Genomic DNA, 17,245 nt, shown 5'->3' with positions numbered 1-17,245 from the left:
CTACCCTCATAAACACGAACGGTTCAAGAAATGGAATGGATCCAATTCTGTGTCGGGTCGGATCGCGTCGGATCGGGTCGGGTCGCGCCGGATGGCCTCGAAGGTCCGGTTCAGGGGACTTCGCGGTGACCGACCTCGACCTCGGTTGCCGGCGGCCAGTCGCAGTTCGTCGGGCGCGGTGACACCGAAGGAGCAGCCCGCCAGGCGCTGGACGTCCACGGCGGTGCCGGTGAAGGTCATCGCCGGGTGCAGGGCCAGCGGCAGCGCGCCCGCGCGCAGGGCGGGGTGCAGGACCCTCGCGCCGTACCGGCCGGAGGTGTGCACGAGCAGCTGGCCCGGGCGGACCGCGCCGGTCTCGGCGAGGCCTTCGACGAGGCCGGGGAGGGCGTCGTCGGGGACCGCGTCCTCGGCGCCGGTTGTCCGCCGCGCCCGGTCGTCCGCTGCGCCCGGGCGTCCACCGCTTCCCGTCGGCCTCGCGCGGTCGCCGGGCGACGGCCGCTGGTGCCCCTTGGGCTTTCGGTTTCTCTTGGGGTCGGGTGTCCCTTGGGCCGCCGCTGTCCTTTGCGCTCCCGCCCCCGCCGGCCTCGGTTTCCCTGCCGTCGTCGCGGTCACGCCCCCGTGGCCTCGGCGGTCACGTGCCTGCCGTCGTCGCGGTCGCGCCCCTGTGGCCTCCGCGGTCACGTGCCTGCCGTCGTCGCGGTCACCCCCCGTGGCCTCCGCGGTCACCCCCCGTGGCCTCCGCGGTCACGCCCCCGCGGCCTCCGCGGTCACGCCCCGGGGCCTCGGAGGTCACGTGCCTGCGACCCCCGCGGTCACGTCCCCGCCGCTCCGGTCGTCACGCCCCCCGGCCCGGCGCCGGCGTCGGCGCGGTCGTGGCCTCGGCGTCCACTCCCTGCGGCAGCAGCCCGTACATCGCCTCGCGCTGGTCCGGGCCGACGACGTGGGCGAGGGCCTCGGCGACCGTGGAGGCCAGCGCGCCGGACGTCTCCTGGAGCAGGAGGCGGGCCTTGTCGGTGAGGGTCACCTCGACGCCGCGCTTGTCCCCGCAGACCGACCTGCGGTCGACCAGGCCGGCGTGCTGGAGGCAGGCGACCTGATAGGTGAGCCGGGTCTTCGGGCGGCCCAGCAGCTCCGCGACGCGGCTCATCCGCAGCCCTTCGCCGGGCTGCTCCGCCAACAGGCACAGTACGAGGAACTCGTCGTGCGAGACGTCCAGCCGCTCCTTCACCACCGACCGCAGCCGCTGCTCCACCGCGCCCACCGCGGCGAGCATCACCATCCACGCGCGCAGTTCCTGGGGCAGCAGGCCGGAGCCCTGGGCGGACGGGCATTCCGGCAGGTCGGTGCTGTGCTCCGCGCGATCGGCCATGGGCCGAGTGTACCTGTCGTCCAAATTTGAAGCAGATGGGCAAGCGGGGTTGTTCAAAATTGGATGACACGCTAGCGTGCGTCGTGAAGTCATCCAAATTTGGATCACTAGCCGACAACGACAGCAGGAGAACACCATGACCGTCGCCGTGGAAACCGGACTGTGGCAGCTCGACGCGGGCGTCTCCACCGTCGCCCTACGGCACCGGACGATGTGGGGTCTCGTCGCGGTCAAGGGCACCTTTGGCGCCGTGGCCGGTCAGGGCGAGGTCGGCCCCGACGGGTCCGCCACCGGCACCGTCACGCTCGACGTCGCCTCCCTCGACACCAAGAACGCCAAGCGGGACGCGCACCTGCGCGGTGCGGACTTCTTCGACGCCGACCACCATCCCCACATCACCTTCGCCGCCAGCAGCGCGGAACTCCGCGGCGGCGATGCCGTACACGTCGTCGGCCGGCTGACTGTGCGGGGTGTCAGCCGGCCGCTGTCCTTCACGGCGCGCCTGACGGGCGCCGACGCCGAAGCGCTCACGCTGGACGGCGAGTTCACCGTGGACCGGGCGGAGTTCGGTATGGGCTGGAACCAGATGGGCATGATCCGCGGCCTGACCACCGTCGCCATGTCGCTCCGCTTCATCCGCGCGACGGGCTGACGGCCGGGCGATCGACCGGCGGACCGACTGACCGGCCGACTGGCTGACCGATCGACCGACCGGTGTGTTCCGCGCCGCGTTCCGCCGCCCAGCCGCCGCAGCTCGCAACCATGCGGTCCGCGGGCGGAGTTCACGGTGTGATGGGTGGTGGGCGGGTACGGCCCGATGACCGTCGAGGCTGTCGCGGACCGTGTCGCTGTTGGGCCGAACGGGTGACTTGGCGTAAGAATGGCTGGTGCAGGCAGCTAAAGCGAGTCAGTTCGGGGGGTGCCGGTGAACCGTTACGACGTCACCGATGAACAGTGGGAAGGGCTCGCTCAGGTCGTTCCGTTGCGCGGCCGGGACGCCTGGCCGTCGGCGGTGGGACATCGCGCGCTGCCGGACGCGGAGACGGAGACCCGGCGGCGCTTCGTGGTCCTGAGGGTCAATGTCTTCGCGGACGCGCGCGAGGTCGCCGAGACCCTGATGGCGGGCATTCCGGTACTGCTGGATCTGAGCAGTGCGGAGAGCGACGTGGCCAAGCGCGTCCTGGACTTCTCCACCGGCGTGGTCTTCGGCCTGGCCAGTGGCATGCACCGGGTCGACCGCAACGTGTTCCTGCTGACCCCGCCGGGCACCGAGGTGAGCGGGCTCATGGAGGGCGCGGGCGTGTGAGGGACGCGCGACGCGGAGGGTGACAGGCGCGCGGTGCGGAGCGCGGGGGTGTGAGACGGGCGCGCGGCCCGGAGGGGCGCGCGATGCGGTGCCGGAGACTCACCGGGTCCGCCCCGCGCGCGCCGTCGCTCGTTCGTAGGAAGCTCGCGAGGGCGGAACGGTTCGCCGGACCGGCGGAGTTCTACGGTCCGCACATGGCCGTGCCGCTGACCTCCCCCAAGTCCCCGCCTCCCGCCGAGCCCACGTCCGCCGCCGGGTTCCCACCTCCCGCCGAACCGGGATCCGCCGCCGGGTTCCCGCCTCCCGCCGAACCGGGATCCGCCGCCGGGTTCCCGCCTCCCGCCGAGCCCACGTCCGCAGCCGCGTCCCCGCCTCCCGCCGAACCCACGGCCGCCGGGGAGGCGCCGCCGTCCGCCGAGCCCACGTCGTCCGCCGGGTTCCTCACTTCCGGGTCGGCACGGCGCCCTGGCGATCCACGAACCCCCCAGAGCCAGGACGCCCACGCCTCCCAGGCCTCCCACGCCCCGCAGGCCGCTGAGGCCGCGCAGGTCCCCCAATGCGCCCAAAACCCCCCGGATCACCAGGCCGCCTCCCCCCGTTCCCTCCAGGCCCCGCCGCCCCGTCCGTCCCGCCCGGGCCTCACCGAACTGCGGCTCTCCGCCTTCGCGCGGCATCGGCGCGCCGCCCTCCCGCTGGGGGCGGTCACCCTCTTCGCCGGGCCCAGCGGGAGTGGGAAGACGAGCGCGCTGCGGGCGTACGAGGCGCTGGCCCGGCTCGCGGGTGGACGTTCGGTCGCGGAGGTGTTTCCGGACCCGGTCGCCTGTGTGCCGGAGCGGGCCCGGCCCGACGCCCAGCACCGGCGCGGGTTCCGCATCGGATGCACGGCCGACGGACCCGAGGGCCCGGTCCGGCTCGACGTCGCCGTCCAGGCCGAGCCGGACCTGCGGATCGTGGGGGAGCGGCTGACCGCCGGCCAACTCGTGCTGCTGGAGACGGCGCTGCGGGATCCGAGCCGGCGTACGGTGCAGGCCGCCTGGCACACCGCCGGCTCCTCCCCGGTCACCCGCGCCCCGCTGCCCGACGACCGCCTCGCCACCGCGCTGCTGCCGTTGCGCGTGGCCGGCAAGACCGACGGACAGCGCCAGGTGCTCGCCGCCGCCGAACAGATGCTGGTCGCGTTGCGCTCCGTCTTCGCCTGCGACCCCCGGCCCGACCGGATGCGCGCCCCCGTCCCTATGGGCTCCGGACGTCTGCTGGGCGGCTGCGACAACCTCGCCGACGTCCTGTGGCGGACCCGCGAGGAGTGCGTACGGCGGCACGCGCAGCTCGTGGCCGCCGTACGGGCCGGCTGCGCGGGACCGGTGACCGACGTGCTCGCCGAGCCCCTGGGCGAGGGAACCGTCCGTGCGCTGCTCGACCGGGGCGCGGGACCGCGTACCGAACTGGCCCGCCTCGGCGACGGTGAGCTGCGCCACCTCGCGCTCGCCCTGGTCCTGCTGACCGGCCCCGGTGTCCTGGACGTCGACCCGCCCGGCGAGGTGCCGGACGCGATGCGGGCCCTCACCGTGCTGGCCGACGGCTTCGACCGGGACCTGGACGGGTGCCAGCGCCGCCAACTGCTGCGGCTCGCCGTCCGGATGGGCGAGCGGGGACACATCCGCTGCGTCGGGGCGGTGAGCGACGCCTCCTGGGCCGAGGGGACGGCCGGGGTCACGGTGGTACACCTGGAGCCGTGACAGAACCTCTCGACGTGGCGCAGCTCCAGCGCCGGCTGGCCGAGTTCGCGGCCGCCCGGAACTGGCAGCCGTACCACACCCCCAAGAACCTCGTCTCCGCGCTCAGCGTGGAGGCCTCCGAACTCCTGGAGATCTTCCAGTGGTTGACCCCGGAGGAGTCGGCGCGTGTGATGGACGACCCGGACAGCGCGCACCGGGTGACGGACGAGGTCGCCGACGTGCTCGCCTATCTGCTGCAACTGTGCGAGGTGCTCGGCATCGATCCGCTGACGGCACTGGACGCGAAGATCGACCGCAACGAACGGAGATTCCCGGCGCCGTAGCCGGGACTTAAGGGAACGCCTCGCTCCACTATTACGGTGAGTAATCAACCCGCCGTCCGAAATCGATTTGTTGTCCACAGATTTCGGTCTTCCTCTGGCTTTTCGTCCCACAGACCCTCACTCTGGGTAGTGGTGCAGTGAGGTGGACGTGCGAGGAGCACGTCGGGACAGACGGGGGCGCCCATGGACGCGGTGCGGCTCATCCTGACGAGTAGCCGGGCTCTCGCGGACAGTGTCGACGGGAGGAGGACCCTGACCGAGGTGTGGCAGGCGCAGGCCCTGGCCCAGGCGATCGGCAGTCGCCTGGCGGTCTCGGGCCCGCCCGAACTGCGGGGCGAGGCCCTGGGGCTGACCGAGCTGGCGGGCCGGGGGTGCGGGGTGCTGGACACCCCGGATCTCGATCCCGGCGATCTGCTCGCCGCCCGGCTCACCGAACTGGACGACGCGCGCGAGGCCCTCCTCCGCCTGGGCGACCTGCTGGGAGAGGTCGGCATCGCCCTCGTCGGCGTCGCCAGCGCGGCGGCCGACGAGGGGACGTACTGGCAGTGCATGGAGGCCATCGACGCGGCGGACGAGTCCCGGGACCGGGTCCTGGAGATGCTGCGCAAACTCGCGGCGCGGGAAGGCGTGTTGCGGGAGGGCTGAGCCCGCCGGCGCGAGCGGTCACGACGACGTCGGCGGCCCGGCGGGTCCCGGTGCGCCGCCCCGCCGCAGCCCTCCTCGAACGGCCCCGGCCCGCCATCCGGCCGGAGGGCCGCCCGCGTGGACGGCTCCGTGTTCGGCGCGTCCATCGGCTCCTCCGTCCGCTGGAGCGGACGGACGGTCCCGGGGGGAGCGGTGGCGTCGACGAGGCGCTCGTGCAGGATGGAGGCATGGATCTGCGCATCTTCACCGAGCCCCAGCAGGGCGCCACGTACGACACCCTTCTCAAGGTGGCGAAGGCCACCGAAGACCTCAATTTTGATGCCTTTTTCCGTTCTGACCACTATCTGAAGATGGGTGACGTGGACGGCCTGCCCGGCCCCACCGACGCCTGGATCACTCTCGCCGGCCTCGCCCGGGAGACCGACCGGATCCGCCTCGGCACGCTCATGACCGCCGCCACCTTCCGGCTGCCCGGCGTGCTCGCCATCCAGGTCGCCCAGGTGGACCAGATGTCGGGCGGTCGCGTCGAACTGGGCCTGGGCGCCGGCTGGTTCGCGGAGGAGCACGCGGCGTACGGCATCCCCTTCCCGAAGGAGAAGTTCGGCCGTCTGGAGGAGCAGCTGGAGATCGTCACGGGCCTGTGGGCGACGGACGCCGGCAAGACCTTCGACTTCGAGGGCGAGCACTACCGGCTCAAGGACTCGCCCGGCCTGCCCAAGCCCGCCCAGGCGAAGATCCCCGTATTGATCGGCGGTCACGGTGCGAGCCGTACGCCCCGGCTGGCCGCCCGTTACGCCGACGAGTTCAACATGCCGTTCAGCTCGGTCGAGGACACCGAGCGGCAGTTCGGCCGGGTCCGGGCCGCCGCGCAGGAGGCGGGGCGCTCGGCCGACGCGATCACCTACTCCAACGCCCTCGTGGTGTGCGTGGGCAAGGACGATCAGGAGGTGGCCCGCCGTGCCGCCGCGATCGGCCGCGAGGTCGACGAGCTGAAGAGGAACGGCCTGGCGGGCACCCCCGCCGAGGTCGTCGAGAAGATCGGCCGCTACGCCGAGACCGGCTCCACGCGCTTCTACCTCCAGGTCCTCGACCTGCACGACCTGGACCACCTGGAGCTGATCTCCGCCCAGGTGCAGTCGCAGCTGCCGTAGCGGCGCCCGCACGGCGTCCACGGTGCACGGTCCGCGCGATCCGGGCACCGCATGGCGTCCACGGTGCACGGCCCACGCGATCCGGGCACCGGACGGCGATGTCCGGTGCACCGGACGCGAAGGCGAGCTCTCGAGGACGATCGCGCGCGCCCGAGGCACCTGTGACAGCCCTGTGACCGGAATTATGGCCTCCACCACAGTCGCCGGGGCGGCACCCTGATGAGGTGACCGGATGCGCGGACCCGCCTCCCTCCTGCCTACCGCCCTCGCCGCCGTCCTGCTGCTCTCGGCGTGCGGCACGGAACGCGCCGACACCCGCGACGGCGGTCCCGGCGCGGTCACGCCGACGTCCGGCACCCAGATGACCGACCCGGGCATCGACGGGGTCAGGATCACCTCGGTGACCCTCTCGTCGCCCTCCCCCTCTCCCGGGCGCGGCCACTCGGTCACCGCCGACCGGCTGCCCGGCGACTCCGGCATCTCCGCCGCGTACGAGGTCACCAACCGGGGCACCGAGGCGATGACGTACACGATCCTCGTCGACTTCACCGATGCCGCGGGTCGGGTGATGGGCAACACGCGTGAGACCGTGCGCGCGGTCGGGGCGGGGAGGAGCGTCCGCGGCACCGTCGGCCCGGGGGTCGTGGCGCCGGGATCGTCGTCGGTGACGCGCGCCGAGATCGCCGACGTCACCAGGGTGCCCGCGGACGAGGCACCTGCCGAGGCCGGCGACTGTCCGTCCTCCGGGATCCGGGTCTTCGCCGACGAGGGCGACGCGGCGATGGGCCTGCGCGCGGTCGGTCTGCGTCTGGAGAACTGCGGATCGCGCGACCACTTGGTGAACGGCTACCCGCTGCTGGAACTGCTGGACGACAACCGTGAGCCGGTCGACGGCGTCCGGATCCTCAAGGGCAGCGGCGGGATCACCACCGGCGCCGGGCCCGACGAGGCGCCCGAGCCCGTCACCCTGAAGCCGGGCGAGACCGCGATCGCCACTCTCGTGTGGCGCAACACCACCGCATCCGGTACGCCGGTGACCGTCCCGTACGTCCGGGTCCGGGCCCAGGCGGGCGCCGACCCGGTCATGGTGACGCCCGGACTGGACCTCGGCACCACCGGAGAACTCGGCGTCCGCCCGTGGCGGCGGGCGCCGCGGTAGAGCGCGAAAATTCCGGGTGCCCGGACACCGTTCTCTGTACGTTGGAGGCGCGCGCGGGCGCACCACCAGCGCTTTCGCTCCTTCCGAACCCTTTCGAGGCACCCACCGTGTTCCTGACGATCACCACCACCGGCACCCCCGAACGCCCCGCCACCGATCTGGGCTTCCTGCTGCACAAGCATCCCGGCAAAGCCCAGGCGTTCTCGACCTCCTACGGCACGGCGCACGTCCTCTACCCCGAGGCGGACGCCGAACGCTGCACGGCGGCGCTCCTGCTGGAGGTGGATGCCGTGGCGCTCGTCCGCCGGGGAAAGGGCAAGGGACGCGGTGGCGCACCCGACGCGGCGCTCGCGCAGTACGTCAACGACCGCCCGTACGCAGCCTCCTCGCTGCTCGCCGTCGCACTCGGCGGCGTCTTCTCCAGCGCCATGCGAGGCGTGTGCGCGGCCAAGCCCGAACTGCCGCCCCGACCCCGCCCCTTGCGCGTCGAGGTGCCCGCGCTGCCCGCCCGCGGCGGCCCCGACCTCGTACGGCGCCTGTTCGAGCCGCTCGGCTGGACGGTGGTCGCCGAACCGGTCGCGCTGGACGCGCGGTTCCCGGACTGGGGCGACTCGCGGTACGTGCGTCTCGTGCTGGAGTCCGAGGCGCTGACACTCGCCGAGGCCCTGCGGCACCTGTACGTCCTGCTGCCCGTCCTCGACGACGCCAAGCACTACTGGGTCTCTCCGGACGAGGTCGACAAGTTGCTGCGCGCCGGTGCGGGCTGGCTGCCCGGCCACCCCGAGCAGAAGCTGATCACCAGCCGGTTCCTGTCGCGCCGCTGGTCGCTGACCCGGCAGGCGATGGAGCGGCTGGAGCTGGTGCGGCTCGCCGAGACCGACGACAGCGAGGTCGAGGAGATCGACAACGCGGTCGAGGCGGAGGCCGAGGCCGAGGAGAAGCCGACCCCGCTCGCCGTGCGGCGCCGCGACGCGATCGTGGCCGCGCTGGCCGAGTCCGGAGCCGCCCGCGTGCTCGACCTCGGCTGCGGCCAGGGCCAGTTGGTGCAGACCCTGTTGAAGGACCCGCGGTTCACCGAGATCGTCGGCGTCGACGTGTCGATGCGCGCGCTCACCATCGCCTCCCGGCGGCTCAAGCTGGACCGGATGGGCGAGCGGCAGGCCTCCCGCGTCCGGCTGCTCCAGGGTTCGCTCGCCTACACCGACGCCCGCCTCAAGGGCTATGACGCGGCCGTGCTCAGCGAGGTGATCGAGCACCTCGACCTGCCGCGGCTGCCCGCCCTGGAGTACGCGGTGTTCGGCTCGGCCCGCCCCCGCACGGTCCTGGTGACCACCCCCAACGTCGAGTACAACGTCCGCTGGGAGACCCTCCCGGCCGGGCACGTCCGCCACGGTGACCACCGCTTCGAGTGGACCCGCGCGGAGTTCCGCGCCTGGGCCGGCGAGGTGGCGGAACGGCACGGCTACGACGTGCGGTTCGTGTCCGTGGGACCGGACGACCCCGAGGTCGGGCCCCCGACCCAGATGGCCGTCTTCTCCATGGGCGCGGCCACACCGAGCACCACGAACGAGAAGAAGTCGAGGACGGCATGACCGACGCTCAGGCAACTTCCGGGCAGGGCCGCGTCCTGCCCGTCACCGACCTCTCCCTCGTCGTGCTGATCGGCGCTTCCGGGTCGGGCAAGTCCACCTTCGCCCGGCGGCACTTCAAGCCCACCGAGATCCTCTCCTCCGACTTCTGCCGCGGTCTGGTCGCCGACGACGAGAACGACCAGAGCGCCTCGCGGGACGCCTTCGACGTCCTGCACTACATCGCGGGCAAGCGCCTCGCGGCGGGCCGGCGCACGGTCGTCGACGCGACCAGCGTGCAGCAGGACTCCCGACGGCAGCTGATCGACCTGGCCCGGCAGTACGACGTGCTGCCGATCGCCATCGTGCTCGACGTGCCGGAGGAGGTGTGCGCCGAGCGCAACGCGAACCGCTCCGACCGCGCCGACATGCCCCGCCGGGTCATCCAGCGGCACACCCGCGAACTGCGCCGCTCGCTGCGGCACCTGGAGCGCGAGGGCTTCCGCAAGGTGCACGTCCTGCGGGGCGCGGCGGACGTCGAGAACGCCACGGTCGTCACCGAGAAGCGCTTCAACGACCTGACCCACCTCACCGGTCCCTTCGACATCGTCGGCGACATCCACGGCTGCGCCGCCGAACTGGAGTCCCTGCTCGGCAAGCTGGGATACGTCGACGGCGTCCACCCGAAGGGCCGCCGGGCCGTCTTCGTCGGCGACCTCGTCGACCGCGGCCCCGACAGCCCCGGCGTGCTGCGCCGCGTGATGGCGATGGTCAAGTCGGGCAACGCGCTGTGCGTGCCCGGCAACCACGAGAACAAGTACGGCCGCTTTCTGCGCGGCCGCAAGGTCCAGCCCACCCACGGACTCGCCGAGACCATCGAGCAGATGGAGCGCGAGAGCGAGGAGTTCCGCGCCGAGGTACGGGAGTTCCTCGACGGCCTGGTCAGCCACTACGTCCTCGACGGCGGCAAGCTGGTGGTCTGCCACGCGGGTCTGCCGGAGAAGTACCACGGCCGCACCTCGGGCCGGGTCCGCTCGCACGCCCTGTACGGCGACACCACCGGCGAGACCGACGAGTTCGGCCTGCCGGTGCGCTACCCGTGGGCCGAGGACTACCGGGGCCGGGCCGCCGTCGTCTACGGCCACACCCCGGTCCCGGAGGCGAGCTGGCTCAACAACACGATCTGCCTGGACACCGGCGCCGTGTTCGGCGGCAAGCTGACCGCGCTGCGCTGGCCGGAGCGGGAACTGGTCGACGTACCGGCCGAGCGGGTCTGGTACGAGCCGGTGAAGCCGCTGCGGGCGGAGGCGCCGGGCGGGCACGACGGGCGGCCGCTGGACCTGAAGGACGTGCACGGCCGACGGGTGGTCGAGACCCGGCACGCGGGACGGGTGTCCGTGCGGGAGGAGAACGCGGCGGCGGCCCTGGAGGTCATGAGCCGCTTCGCCGTCGACCCGCGCCTGCTGCCGTACCTGCCGCTCACCATGGCGCCGACGGCGACCAGCCGTGTCGAGGGCTTCCTGGAGCACCCGGCGGAGGCGTTCGCGCAGTACGCCGAGGACGGTGTCGCGCGCGTGGTGTGCGAGGAGAAGCACATGGGCTCGCGGGCGGTGGCCCTGGTCTGCCGGGACGCGGAGACGGCCCGGAGGCGGTTCGGGGTCGGTGGCACCTTCCCATCGAGCGCGGCCGGGGTCGGGGAAGGTCCGACCGGCTCGCTCTACACCCGCACCGGCCGTCCCTTCTTCGACGACGGGGCCGTCACCGAGCAGATCCTCGACCGGCTCCGTACGGCGGTCGGCGAGGCCGGCCTCTGGGACGAACTCGACACGGACTGGCTGTTGTTGGACGCGGAGCTGATGCCGTGGTCGCTGAAGGCGGCCGGGCTGCTGCGCTCGCAGTACGCGGCTGTCGGCGCCGCGTCCGGCGCGGTCTTCCCGGGCGCCCTGGCCGCCCTGGAGGGCGCGGCCGCACGCGGGGTCGACGTGGGGGACCTGCTGTCCCGGCAGCGCGACCGCGCCTCGGACGCGGCCGCGTTCACCGAGGCGTACCGCCGTTACTGCTGGAGCACGGACGGTCTGGAGGGTGTGCGCCTGGCCCCGTTCCAGCTCCTCGCCGTCCAGGGCCGCAGCCTGGCGGCCCTGCCTCACGACGGCCAACTGGCCCTGCTGGACCGGCTGGTGAAGCACGACAGCGCCGGCCTGTTGCAGACGACCCGGAGGTTGTACGTCGACACGGCCGACCCCGAGTCGGTACGGGCCGGCGTCGACTGGTGGCTGGAGATGACCGGCCGCGGCGGCGAGGGCATGGTCGTCAAGCCGCTGGGCGCGCTGGTGCGGTCGGAGGAGGGCGGGCGCCTGGTCCAGCCGGGCGTCAAGTGCCGGGGACGCGAGTACCTGCGGATCATCTACGGCCCGGAGTACACCCGCCCCGACAACCTCGCCCGGCTGCGGCAGCGCTCCCTCAACCACAAGCGCTCGCTGGCGATCCGCGAGTACGCCCTCGGCCTGGAGGCCCTGGACCGGCTGGCGGAGGGCGAGCCCCTGTGGCGCGTGCACGAGGCGGTGTTCGGCGTACTGGCCCTGGAATCGGAGCCGGTGGACCCGAGGCTGTGAGGCCCGCGAAGCGCGGGCGGGCGGCCCGGGCGGCAGGGGGTGACGGGGGCGTGGGCGAGGGGAGCGGGGCTCGGCCCACCCGTGGGGTGTGGCGGGGAAGCCTGGGCCGCGGGGCTCGGCCCGCCCGTGGGCCGTGGCGGGGAAGCCTGGGCCGTTTCGGGGAAGTCCGGGCCGTGGCGGGGAAGTCGTGGGCTCAGCCCACCAGCCGCAGCCGCTCCCCGCACACCCCCACCGTCACCCGCTGTCCCCATGTCAGTTCCACCGCGTCGCTCTCGATGCCGTCGCCGAAGGCGATGAGCCGTTCGGACTCGACGGTGAGGGCGAGGCGGCCGCCGGCCCGGAGATCGCCCGCGACGAGGGTCGTCCCGGTCGCCGGGGAGGGCCAGGCCTCCCGGACGTACCACAGGAGCCGCTCCTCGGTGGGCCCCGGCAGCCGCAGGCCCCCGCCCCGCTCCTGCCACACCGAGCGGATCCAGCCGGTGGCTCCCGTGCCGGTGCCGACCAGCACGCCGGAGGAGGCCTGGGCCTCGGCGACACCCCCGTCGCCGTCGAGGCCCAGGCGGTAGCGGGCGGTCTGGTGGCCGGCCGCGCCGAGATAGATCTCGTTCAGGGCCACCAGCCGTTGGGTGTCGTCGGCGACGGCCTCCACCATGGTCAGTTCCTCCACGGCGTCCGTGGCGCTCAGCAGCGCCCCCGTGTCCGCGGGCCGGTGGCGGACCAGGACGCCCGGATTGCGGCCGGGGTCCGTGTCGATGCCCACCACCGGCTGCCCCGACAGGTACTTGGCGACGTTGGCCACCAGTCCGTCCTGTCCGACGACCACCACCACGTCCTCGGGCGCGAACAGGAAACGGTCCAGGTCCCGTCGCTCCACCCGCGTCTGACGCCAGGTGAGGGGAATGGCCGCCGTGACCTCGGCGAGCGCCCGCCGGGTGCGTCGGTGGCGGTCGGCGATCTCCCCGATGTCCCGTCCCCGCGAGGAGAGGAAGAAGGCGGCCTGGCCGTGCGTGCCGTGCCGGGCGACCAACTCCTCGTACTCCGTGGTGCGGTGGACCAGCACGGCGCGCGGGGCGAGACTCACTCCCGGACTCCCAGCTTGGCCAGCAGCCCTGTCAGCACGTCCGGTGAGACGGTCAGACTGTCGATGTGCGGCAGGTTCTCCGCGAGCCGGGTGCCGGTGAGGGCGTGCAGGGTCGCCACGTCGACGTCCGCGTGCACCCGGAGCCAGGCCGCCTGGGCCTGTGCCCGCGCCTCGCCCACCTCGCGGGCGGCCTCCGCCTCCGCGCGGGCGAGGCGTACCGACCGGGTCGCCTCCGCGTCGCCGAGGGTCACGGCGCGGGTCGCCTCCGCCTCCGCCAGCCGGACCAGCCGGGCCGCCTCCGCCTCGGCGCGCACCTTGTCGGCGGCCGCGTTCTCCTCCGCCTCGCGGCGGGCGTTGGTACCGCGCTGGTCGACCAACTGCTCTTCGCGGCGGGCGAGTTCGATCTGACTCGCGAGTTCGTTCTCGGCGATCGTCCGTTCCCGCTCGACGGCCACCGCCCGCCGTTCGTACGTCGCCCGGTCCGCCTCCTGCTGGATCTGCTCGCGCGCCGGGGTGCGCAGGGCCCGCTCCACCTCCGGCTCCGGCCGCAGCGCCACCACGCGTACGGCGACGATCTCGATGCCGGTGGCGGGCAGCCGGGGCTCCGCCGAGAGTCCGGCCGCGACCCGCTCACGCACCGACGTCACCCCGTCGACGAGCGCCGCCGACAGCGGCGTACGGGCGAGGACGGCCAGCGCGTGCTGCTGGGCCGTCTCGGTCAGCAGGGTGCCGAGCTGCTCCAGGGGGGCGCCGCGCCAGGCCCCGGTGTCCGGGTCGACCGAGAAGTCGAGGCGGGCGGCGGCCAGCGCCGGGTCGCTGACCCGGTAGGTCACGGTCGCCTGTACGGCCACGTCCTGGAAGTCGGCCGTACGGGCATGGAAGGTCATGGCCAACTCGCGGTCGTCCACCGGGACTTCGGAGAGTGCGGCGGTCAGTGAGCGGAACCAGAAGCTGAGTCCGGGACCGTCGTGGACCAGCGTGCCGGAGCGGTGGTGGCGGATGTGCGCGGTCGGGGCGCCCCGCAGATGGCGCCAGCCCAGGCGTCGGGTGATGTCGGCCACGGGGGTCCCCTCGTTCGCTCGTTTTCGTCAGTGCGACGATAAATGGAAGTGCCGCTTGTCGTCAAGGGGACGAGAACAAGCGTGGGCGGAATCGGGCCGGCAGTGGGTGAAGGCGGGTCGCGGTGGTCAGGATGAAGGCATGGGATTCCATGTCGACTCCGAGGCCGGGCGGCTGCGCCGCGTCATCCTGCACCGGCCGGATCTCGAGCTGAAAAGGCTCACCCCCAGCAACAAGGACGCCCTCCTCTTCGACGACGTGCTCTGGGTGCGCCGGGCGCGCGCCGAGCACGACGGCTTCGCGGACGTCCTGCGTGACCGCGGCGTCGCCGTCCACCTGTTCGGCGATCTGCTCACCGAGGCCCTGGAGATCCCGGTGGCCCGAGCGCTCGTCCTGGACCGGGTCTTCGACGAGAAGGAGTACGGGGTGCTCGCCACCGACCACCTCCGCGCCGCCTTCGAGAACCTGCCCGCGCCCGAACTGGCGGAGGTCCTCGTCGGCGGCATGACCAAGAGGGAGTTCCTCGACGCGCACCCGGAGCCGACCTCCGTGCGCTTCCATGCCATGGAACTCGACGACTTCCTCCTCGGCCCCCTCCCCAACCACCTGTTCACCCGCGACACCTCCGCCTGGATCTACGACGGCGTCTCCATCAACGCGATGCGCTGGCCGGCCCGGCAGCGCGAGACCGTGCACTTCGAGGCGATCTACCGCCATCACCCCCTCTTCCGGGCGGAAACGTTCCACGTGTGGTCGGAGGGCCAGGCCGACTACCCCTCCACCATCGAGGGCGGGGACGTCCTCGTCATCGGCAACGGCGCCGTCCTCATCGGCATGAGCGAGCGCACCACCCCCCAGGCCGTCGAGATGCTCGCCCACAAGCTGTTCGCGGCGGGCTCGGCCACCACGATCGTCGCCCTCGACATGCCGAAGCGGCGTGCCTTCATGCACCTCGACACCGTGATGACGATGGTCGACGGCGACACCTTCACCCAGTACGCGGGCCTCGGCATGCTCCGCTCCTACACGATCGAGCCGGGCGTCGGCGAGAAGGAGCTGAAGGTCACCGACCACCCGCCGGAGCACATGCACCGCGCGATCGCCGCCGCTCTCGGCCTCAGCGAGATCCGTGTCCTGACCGCCACCCAGGACGTGCACGCCGCCGAACGCGAGCAGTGGGACGACGGCTGCAACGTCCTGGCCGTCGAGCCGGGCGTCGTCGTCGCCTACGAACGCAACGTCACCACCAACACCCATCTGCGCAAGCAGGGCATCGAGGTCATCGAGATCCCCGGCAGTGAGCTGGGCCGCGGAAGGGGCGGGCCGCGCTGCATGAGCTGTCCGGTGGAACGGGGGCCGGCGTAGCCCACGGTCGGGGAGGCCGGTGCGGCCCGTGAGGGGGAGTGGGGCAGGTCCGTGAGGGGTGCGGGGCAGGTCTGTGAGGGGGTGCGGGGCAGGGCCGTGCGCCCGACACGCACCGACCGTATATAAATGTCAATGATCGTATAGACTTCCAAGGATCCTTGGCCACTCGTCACTGGATCCTTCACCGAACCTGTCAATAGACCTGCCACTGAACTCGTCACCGAACCTGTTCACCGCACCTCTGGAGCGCCCCATGGCGACAGTCCCGACCGCCCTCGCCGGCCGCCACCTCCTCAAGGAGCTGGATCTCACGCGGGAGGAGTTCCGCGGGCTGGTCGAGCTGGCCGCCGAGCTGAAGGCCGCCAAGAAGGCCGGGGCCGAGACGCGGCACCTCGGTGGCAGGAACATCGCGCTGATCTTCGAGAAGACCTCCACGCGCACCCGCTGCGCGTTCGAGGTCGCCGCCGCCGACCAGGGCGCCTCGACGACGTACCTCGACCCGAGCGGCTCCCAGATCGGCCACAAGGAGTCCGTGAAGGACACCGCGCGCGTGCTCGGCCGGATGTACGACGCCATCCAGTACCGCGGCGACAGCCAGGACAAGGTCGAGGAACTGGCCGCGCACGCCGGTGTGCCCGTCTACAACGGCCTCACCGACGACTGGCACCCCACCCAGATGCTCGCCGACGTGCTCACCATGACCGAGCACAGCGCCAGGCCGCTGCACGAGATCGCCTTCGCCTACCTCGGTGACGCCCGTTTCAACATGGGCAACTCCTACCTGGTCACCGGCGCCCTGCTCGGCATGGACGTGCGAATCGTCGCCCCCAAGGCCTACTGGCCCGCCCAGGAGATCGTCGAGCGCGCGCACGAGCTGGCCGGGACCAGCGGCGCGCGCGTCACCCTCACCGAGTCACCGGCCGAGGGCGTGCGCGGCGCCGACTTCGTCGCCACCGACGTGTGGGTCTCGATGGGGGAGCCCAAGGAGGTCTGGGACGAGCGGATCGAGGCCCTCGCCCCGTACGCCGTGACCATGGACGTGCTGCGCGCCACCGGCAACCCGGACGTCGGGTTCCTCCACTGCCTGCCCGCCTTCCACGACCTCGGCACCGAGGTCGGCCGCGAGATCCACGCCCGGCACGGCCTGGACTCGCTGGAGGTGACCGACGAGGTCTTCGAGTCCGCGCACTCCCTCGTCTTCGACGAGGCCGAGAACCGGCTGCACACCATCAAGGCCGTCCTGGTGGCGACGCTGGCCCGATAGGGCTCGGCTCACGCCGGACGCGGGCGCCCCTGCGGCGGCACCGCGGCCAGCCGGAACCACACCGCCTTGCCGGTCTCCGTCGGCCGGTGGCCGCAGGACGAGCTGAGCGCCCGGATCAGCAGCAGCCCCCGCCCGTGCTCCTGCCACGGGTCGGGCTCCTGGCCGGCGGCCGGGCGGGTCAGGTCGCCCGGCGGCACCGGGTCGGGGTCGTGCACCTCGACCTGGCAGCCGGTCGGCAGCAGCTGCACCACCAGCTCTATCGGTTCGTCCCCGGCCGTGTGCTCCACGGCGTTCGCGACCAGCTCGGCGGTCAGCAGCTCCGCCGTGTCGCTGTCCGCCCCGTGCTCCAGCTCCGCCAGCGCCGTGCGGACCAGGGCGCGGGCCACCGGCACGGCCGCTGCGGAGTGCGGCAGCGCGATGCGCCAGGAGGCTGCTGGGGACGGGCGTTCGTGCAAGGCGAGTCCATTCATGGCGCAGGTTCCTGTGTGCGACATCAGGTGGTCCTGCTCTCAACTCGAGGAATGGTACGGCGGCCTCCGCCAGGGGCCCAGACCGGCCGCCGTACGGGACCGTCCGTCCCGTCACCGGGCGGCTTACCCGTCACAAC

At 72.7% G+C, this 17,245-nt stretch carries 15 protein-coding genes and 1 pseudogene; 11 read left to right on the top strand and 5 right to left on the bottom strand.

Annotation, left to right across the window (positions count from 1 at the left end; all coding sequences use genetic code 11):
* Nucleotides 1-150: 150 nt before the first annotated feature.
* Together ACFYO5_RS33530 and ACFYO5_RS33525 are read right to left on the bottom strand one after the other, a co-directional pair.
* Nucleotides 151-681 (bottom strand): annotated as a pseudogene (locus ACFYO5_RS33530) (hypothetical protein); the annotation flags it as partial.
* A 154-nt stretch (nucleotides 682-835) separates the two neighbouring features.
* Nucleotides 836-1,369, bottom strand: a complete 534-nt coding sequence (locus ACFYO5_RS33525) for a MarR family winged helix-turn-helix transcriptional regulator (protein WP_388716161.1) — start codon at nucleotides 1,367-1,369, stop codon at nucleotides 836-838.
* 136 nt (nucleotides 1,370-1,505) lie between these two features.
* On the opposite strand from ACFYO5_RS33525, the gene ACFYO5_RS33520 reads away from it, so the two are divergent.
* The 9 genes from ACFYO5_RS33520 (at nucleotide 1,506) to ACFYO5_RS33480 (ending at nucleotide 11,869) form a co-directional block, all read left to right on the top strand.
* Entirely contained in the window at nucleotides 1,506-2,021 is a 516-nt protein-coding gene (locus ACFYO5_RS33520; protein WP_388716159.1) for a YceI family protein, read from the top strand.
* A gap of 273 nt (nucleotides 2,022-2,294) precedes the next feature.
* The gene (locus tag ACFYO5_RS33515; RefSeq protein WP_356562212.1) at nucleotides 2,295-2,675 is read left to right on the top strand and encodes a cell division protein SepF; all 381 of its coding nucleotides are present in this window, start codon (nucleotides 2,295-2,297) and stop codon (nucleotides 2,673-2,675) included.
* 194 nt (nucleotides 2,676-2,869) lie between these two features.
* Nucleotides 2,870-4,411, top strand: a complete 1,542-nt coding sequence (locus ACFYO5_RS33510; protein WP_388716156.1) for an ATP-binding protein — start codon at nucleotides 2,870-2,872, stop codon at nucleotides 4,409-4,411.
* Nucleotides 4,408-4,734 carry a nucleotide pyrophosphohydrolase gene (locus ACFYO5_RS33505; RefSeq protein ID WP_356562213.1) on the top strand — a complete coding sequence of 109 codons (327 nt, stop codon included), beginning with the start codon at nucleotides 4,408-4,410 and terminating at the stop codon, nucleotides 4,732-4,734. Before ACFYO5_RS33510 ends, ACFYO5_RS33505 begins: the two co-directional genes overlap by 4 nt.
* Before the next feature lie 183 nt (nucleotides 4,735-4,917).
* Complete coding sequence (locus ACFYO5_RS33500; RefSeq protein WP_356562215.1) at nucleotides 4,918-5,379, top strand: DUF6099 family protein; 462 nt, start codon at nucleotides 4,918-4,920, stop codon at nucleotides 5,377-5,379.
* 227 nt (nucleotides 5,380-5,606) lie between these two features.
* Nucleotides 5,607-6,530 carry an LLM class F420-dependent oxidoreductase gene (locus tag ACFYO5_RS33495; RefSeq protein ID WP_388716152.1) on the top strand — a complete coding sequence of 308 codons (924 nt, stop codon included), beginning with the start codon at nucleotides 5,607-5,609 and terminating at the stop codon, nucleotides 6,528-6,530.
* 232 nt (nucleotides 6,531-6,762) lie between these two features.
* Entirely contained in the window at nucleotides 6,763-7,689 is a 927-nt protein-coding gene (locus tag ACFYO5_RS33490) for a DUF4232 domain-containing protein (protein WP_388716149.1), read from the top strand.
* Nucleotides 7,690-7,796: 107 nt separating this feature from the next.
* The gene (locus ACFYO5_RS33485; protein WP_388716146.1) at nucleotides 7,797-9,281 is read left to right on the top strand and encodes a 3' terminal RNA ribose 2'-O-methyltransferase Hen1; all 1,485 of its coding nucleotides are present in this window, start codon (nucleotides 7,797-7,799) and stop codon (nucleotides 9,279-9,281) included.
* Nucleotides 9,278-11,869, top strand: coding sequence for a polynucleotide kinase-phosphatase (locus tag ACFYO5_RS33480; RefSeq protein WP_388716143.1), 2,592 nt, complete (start codon nucleotides 9,278-9,280; stop codon nucleotides 11,867-11,869). The genes ACFYO5_RS33485 and ACFYO5_RS33480 overlap by 4 nt, the downstream gene beginning before the upstream one ends.
* A 193-nt stretch (nucleotides 11,870-12,062) precedes the next feature.
* Here the strand turns inward: ACFYO5_RS33480 and ACFYO5_RS33475 are convergent, their stop codons facing one another.
* Nucleotides 12,063-12,950, bottom strand: coding sequence for a hypothetical protein (locus ACFYO5_RS33475; protein WP_388716140.1), 888 nt, complete (start codon nucleotides 12,948-12,950; stop codon nucleotides 12,063-12,065).
* Nucleotides 12,947-14,011: an SPFH domain-containing protein gene (locus tag ACFYO5_RS33470; protein WP_356562226.1), complete on the bottom strand. Its 1,065-nt coding sequence runs from the start codon at nucleotides 14,009-14,011 to the stop codon at nucleotides 12,947-12,949. Before ACFYO5_RS33470 ends, ACFYO5_RS33475 begins: the two co-directional genes overlap by 4 nt.
* 139 nt (nucleotides 14,012-14,150) lie before the next feature.
* On the opposite strand from ACFYO5_RS33470, the gene ACFYO5_RS33465 reads away from it, so the two are divergent.
* Together ACFYO5_RS33465 and argF are read left to right on the top strand one after the other, a co-directional pair.
* Nucleotides 14,151-15,374 carry an arginine deiminase gene (locus tag ACFYO5_RS33465; RefSeq protein ID WP_388716137.1) on the top strand — a complete coding sequence of 408 codons (1,224 nt, stop codon included), beginning with the start codon at nucleotides 14,151-14,153 and terminating at the stop codon, nucleotides 15,372-15,374.
* Nucleotides 15,375-15,627: 253 nt separating this feature from the next.
* Entirely contained in the window at nucleotides 15,628-16,638 is a 1,011-nt protein-coding gene (gene argF, locus ACFYO5_RS33460; protein WP_388716131.1) for an ornithine carbamoyltransferase, read from the top strand.
* 8 nt (nucleotides 16,639-16,646) lie between these two features.
* Here argF and ACFYO5_RS33455 read toward each other — a convergent pair whose 3' ends face one another.
* Entirely contained in the window at nucleotides 16,647-17,108 is a 462-nt protein-coding gene (locus ACFYO5_RS33455) for an ATP-binding protein (protein ID WP_388716128.1), read from the bottom strand.
* Nucleotides 17,109-17,245 lie beyond the last annotated feature (137 nt).

Source organism: Streptomyces sp. NPDC006259 (assembly GCF_042870975.1).
Classification (GTDB): Bacteria; Actinomycetota; Actinomycetes; order Streptomycetales; family Streptomycetaceae; genus Streptomyces.
Note: the sequence above shows the minus strand (reverse complement) of the source record. Positions and strands in the feature narration are given on the sequence as shown.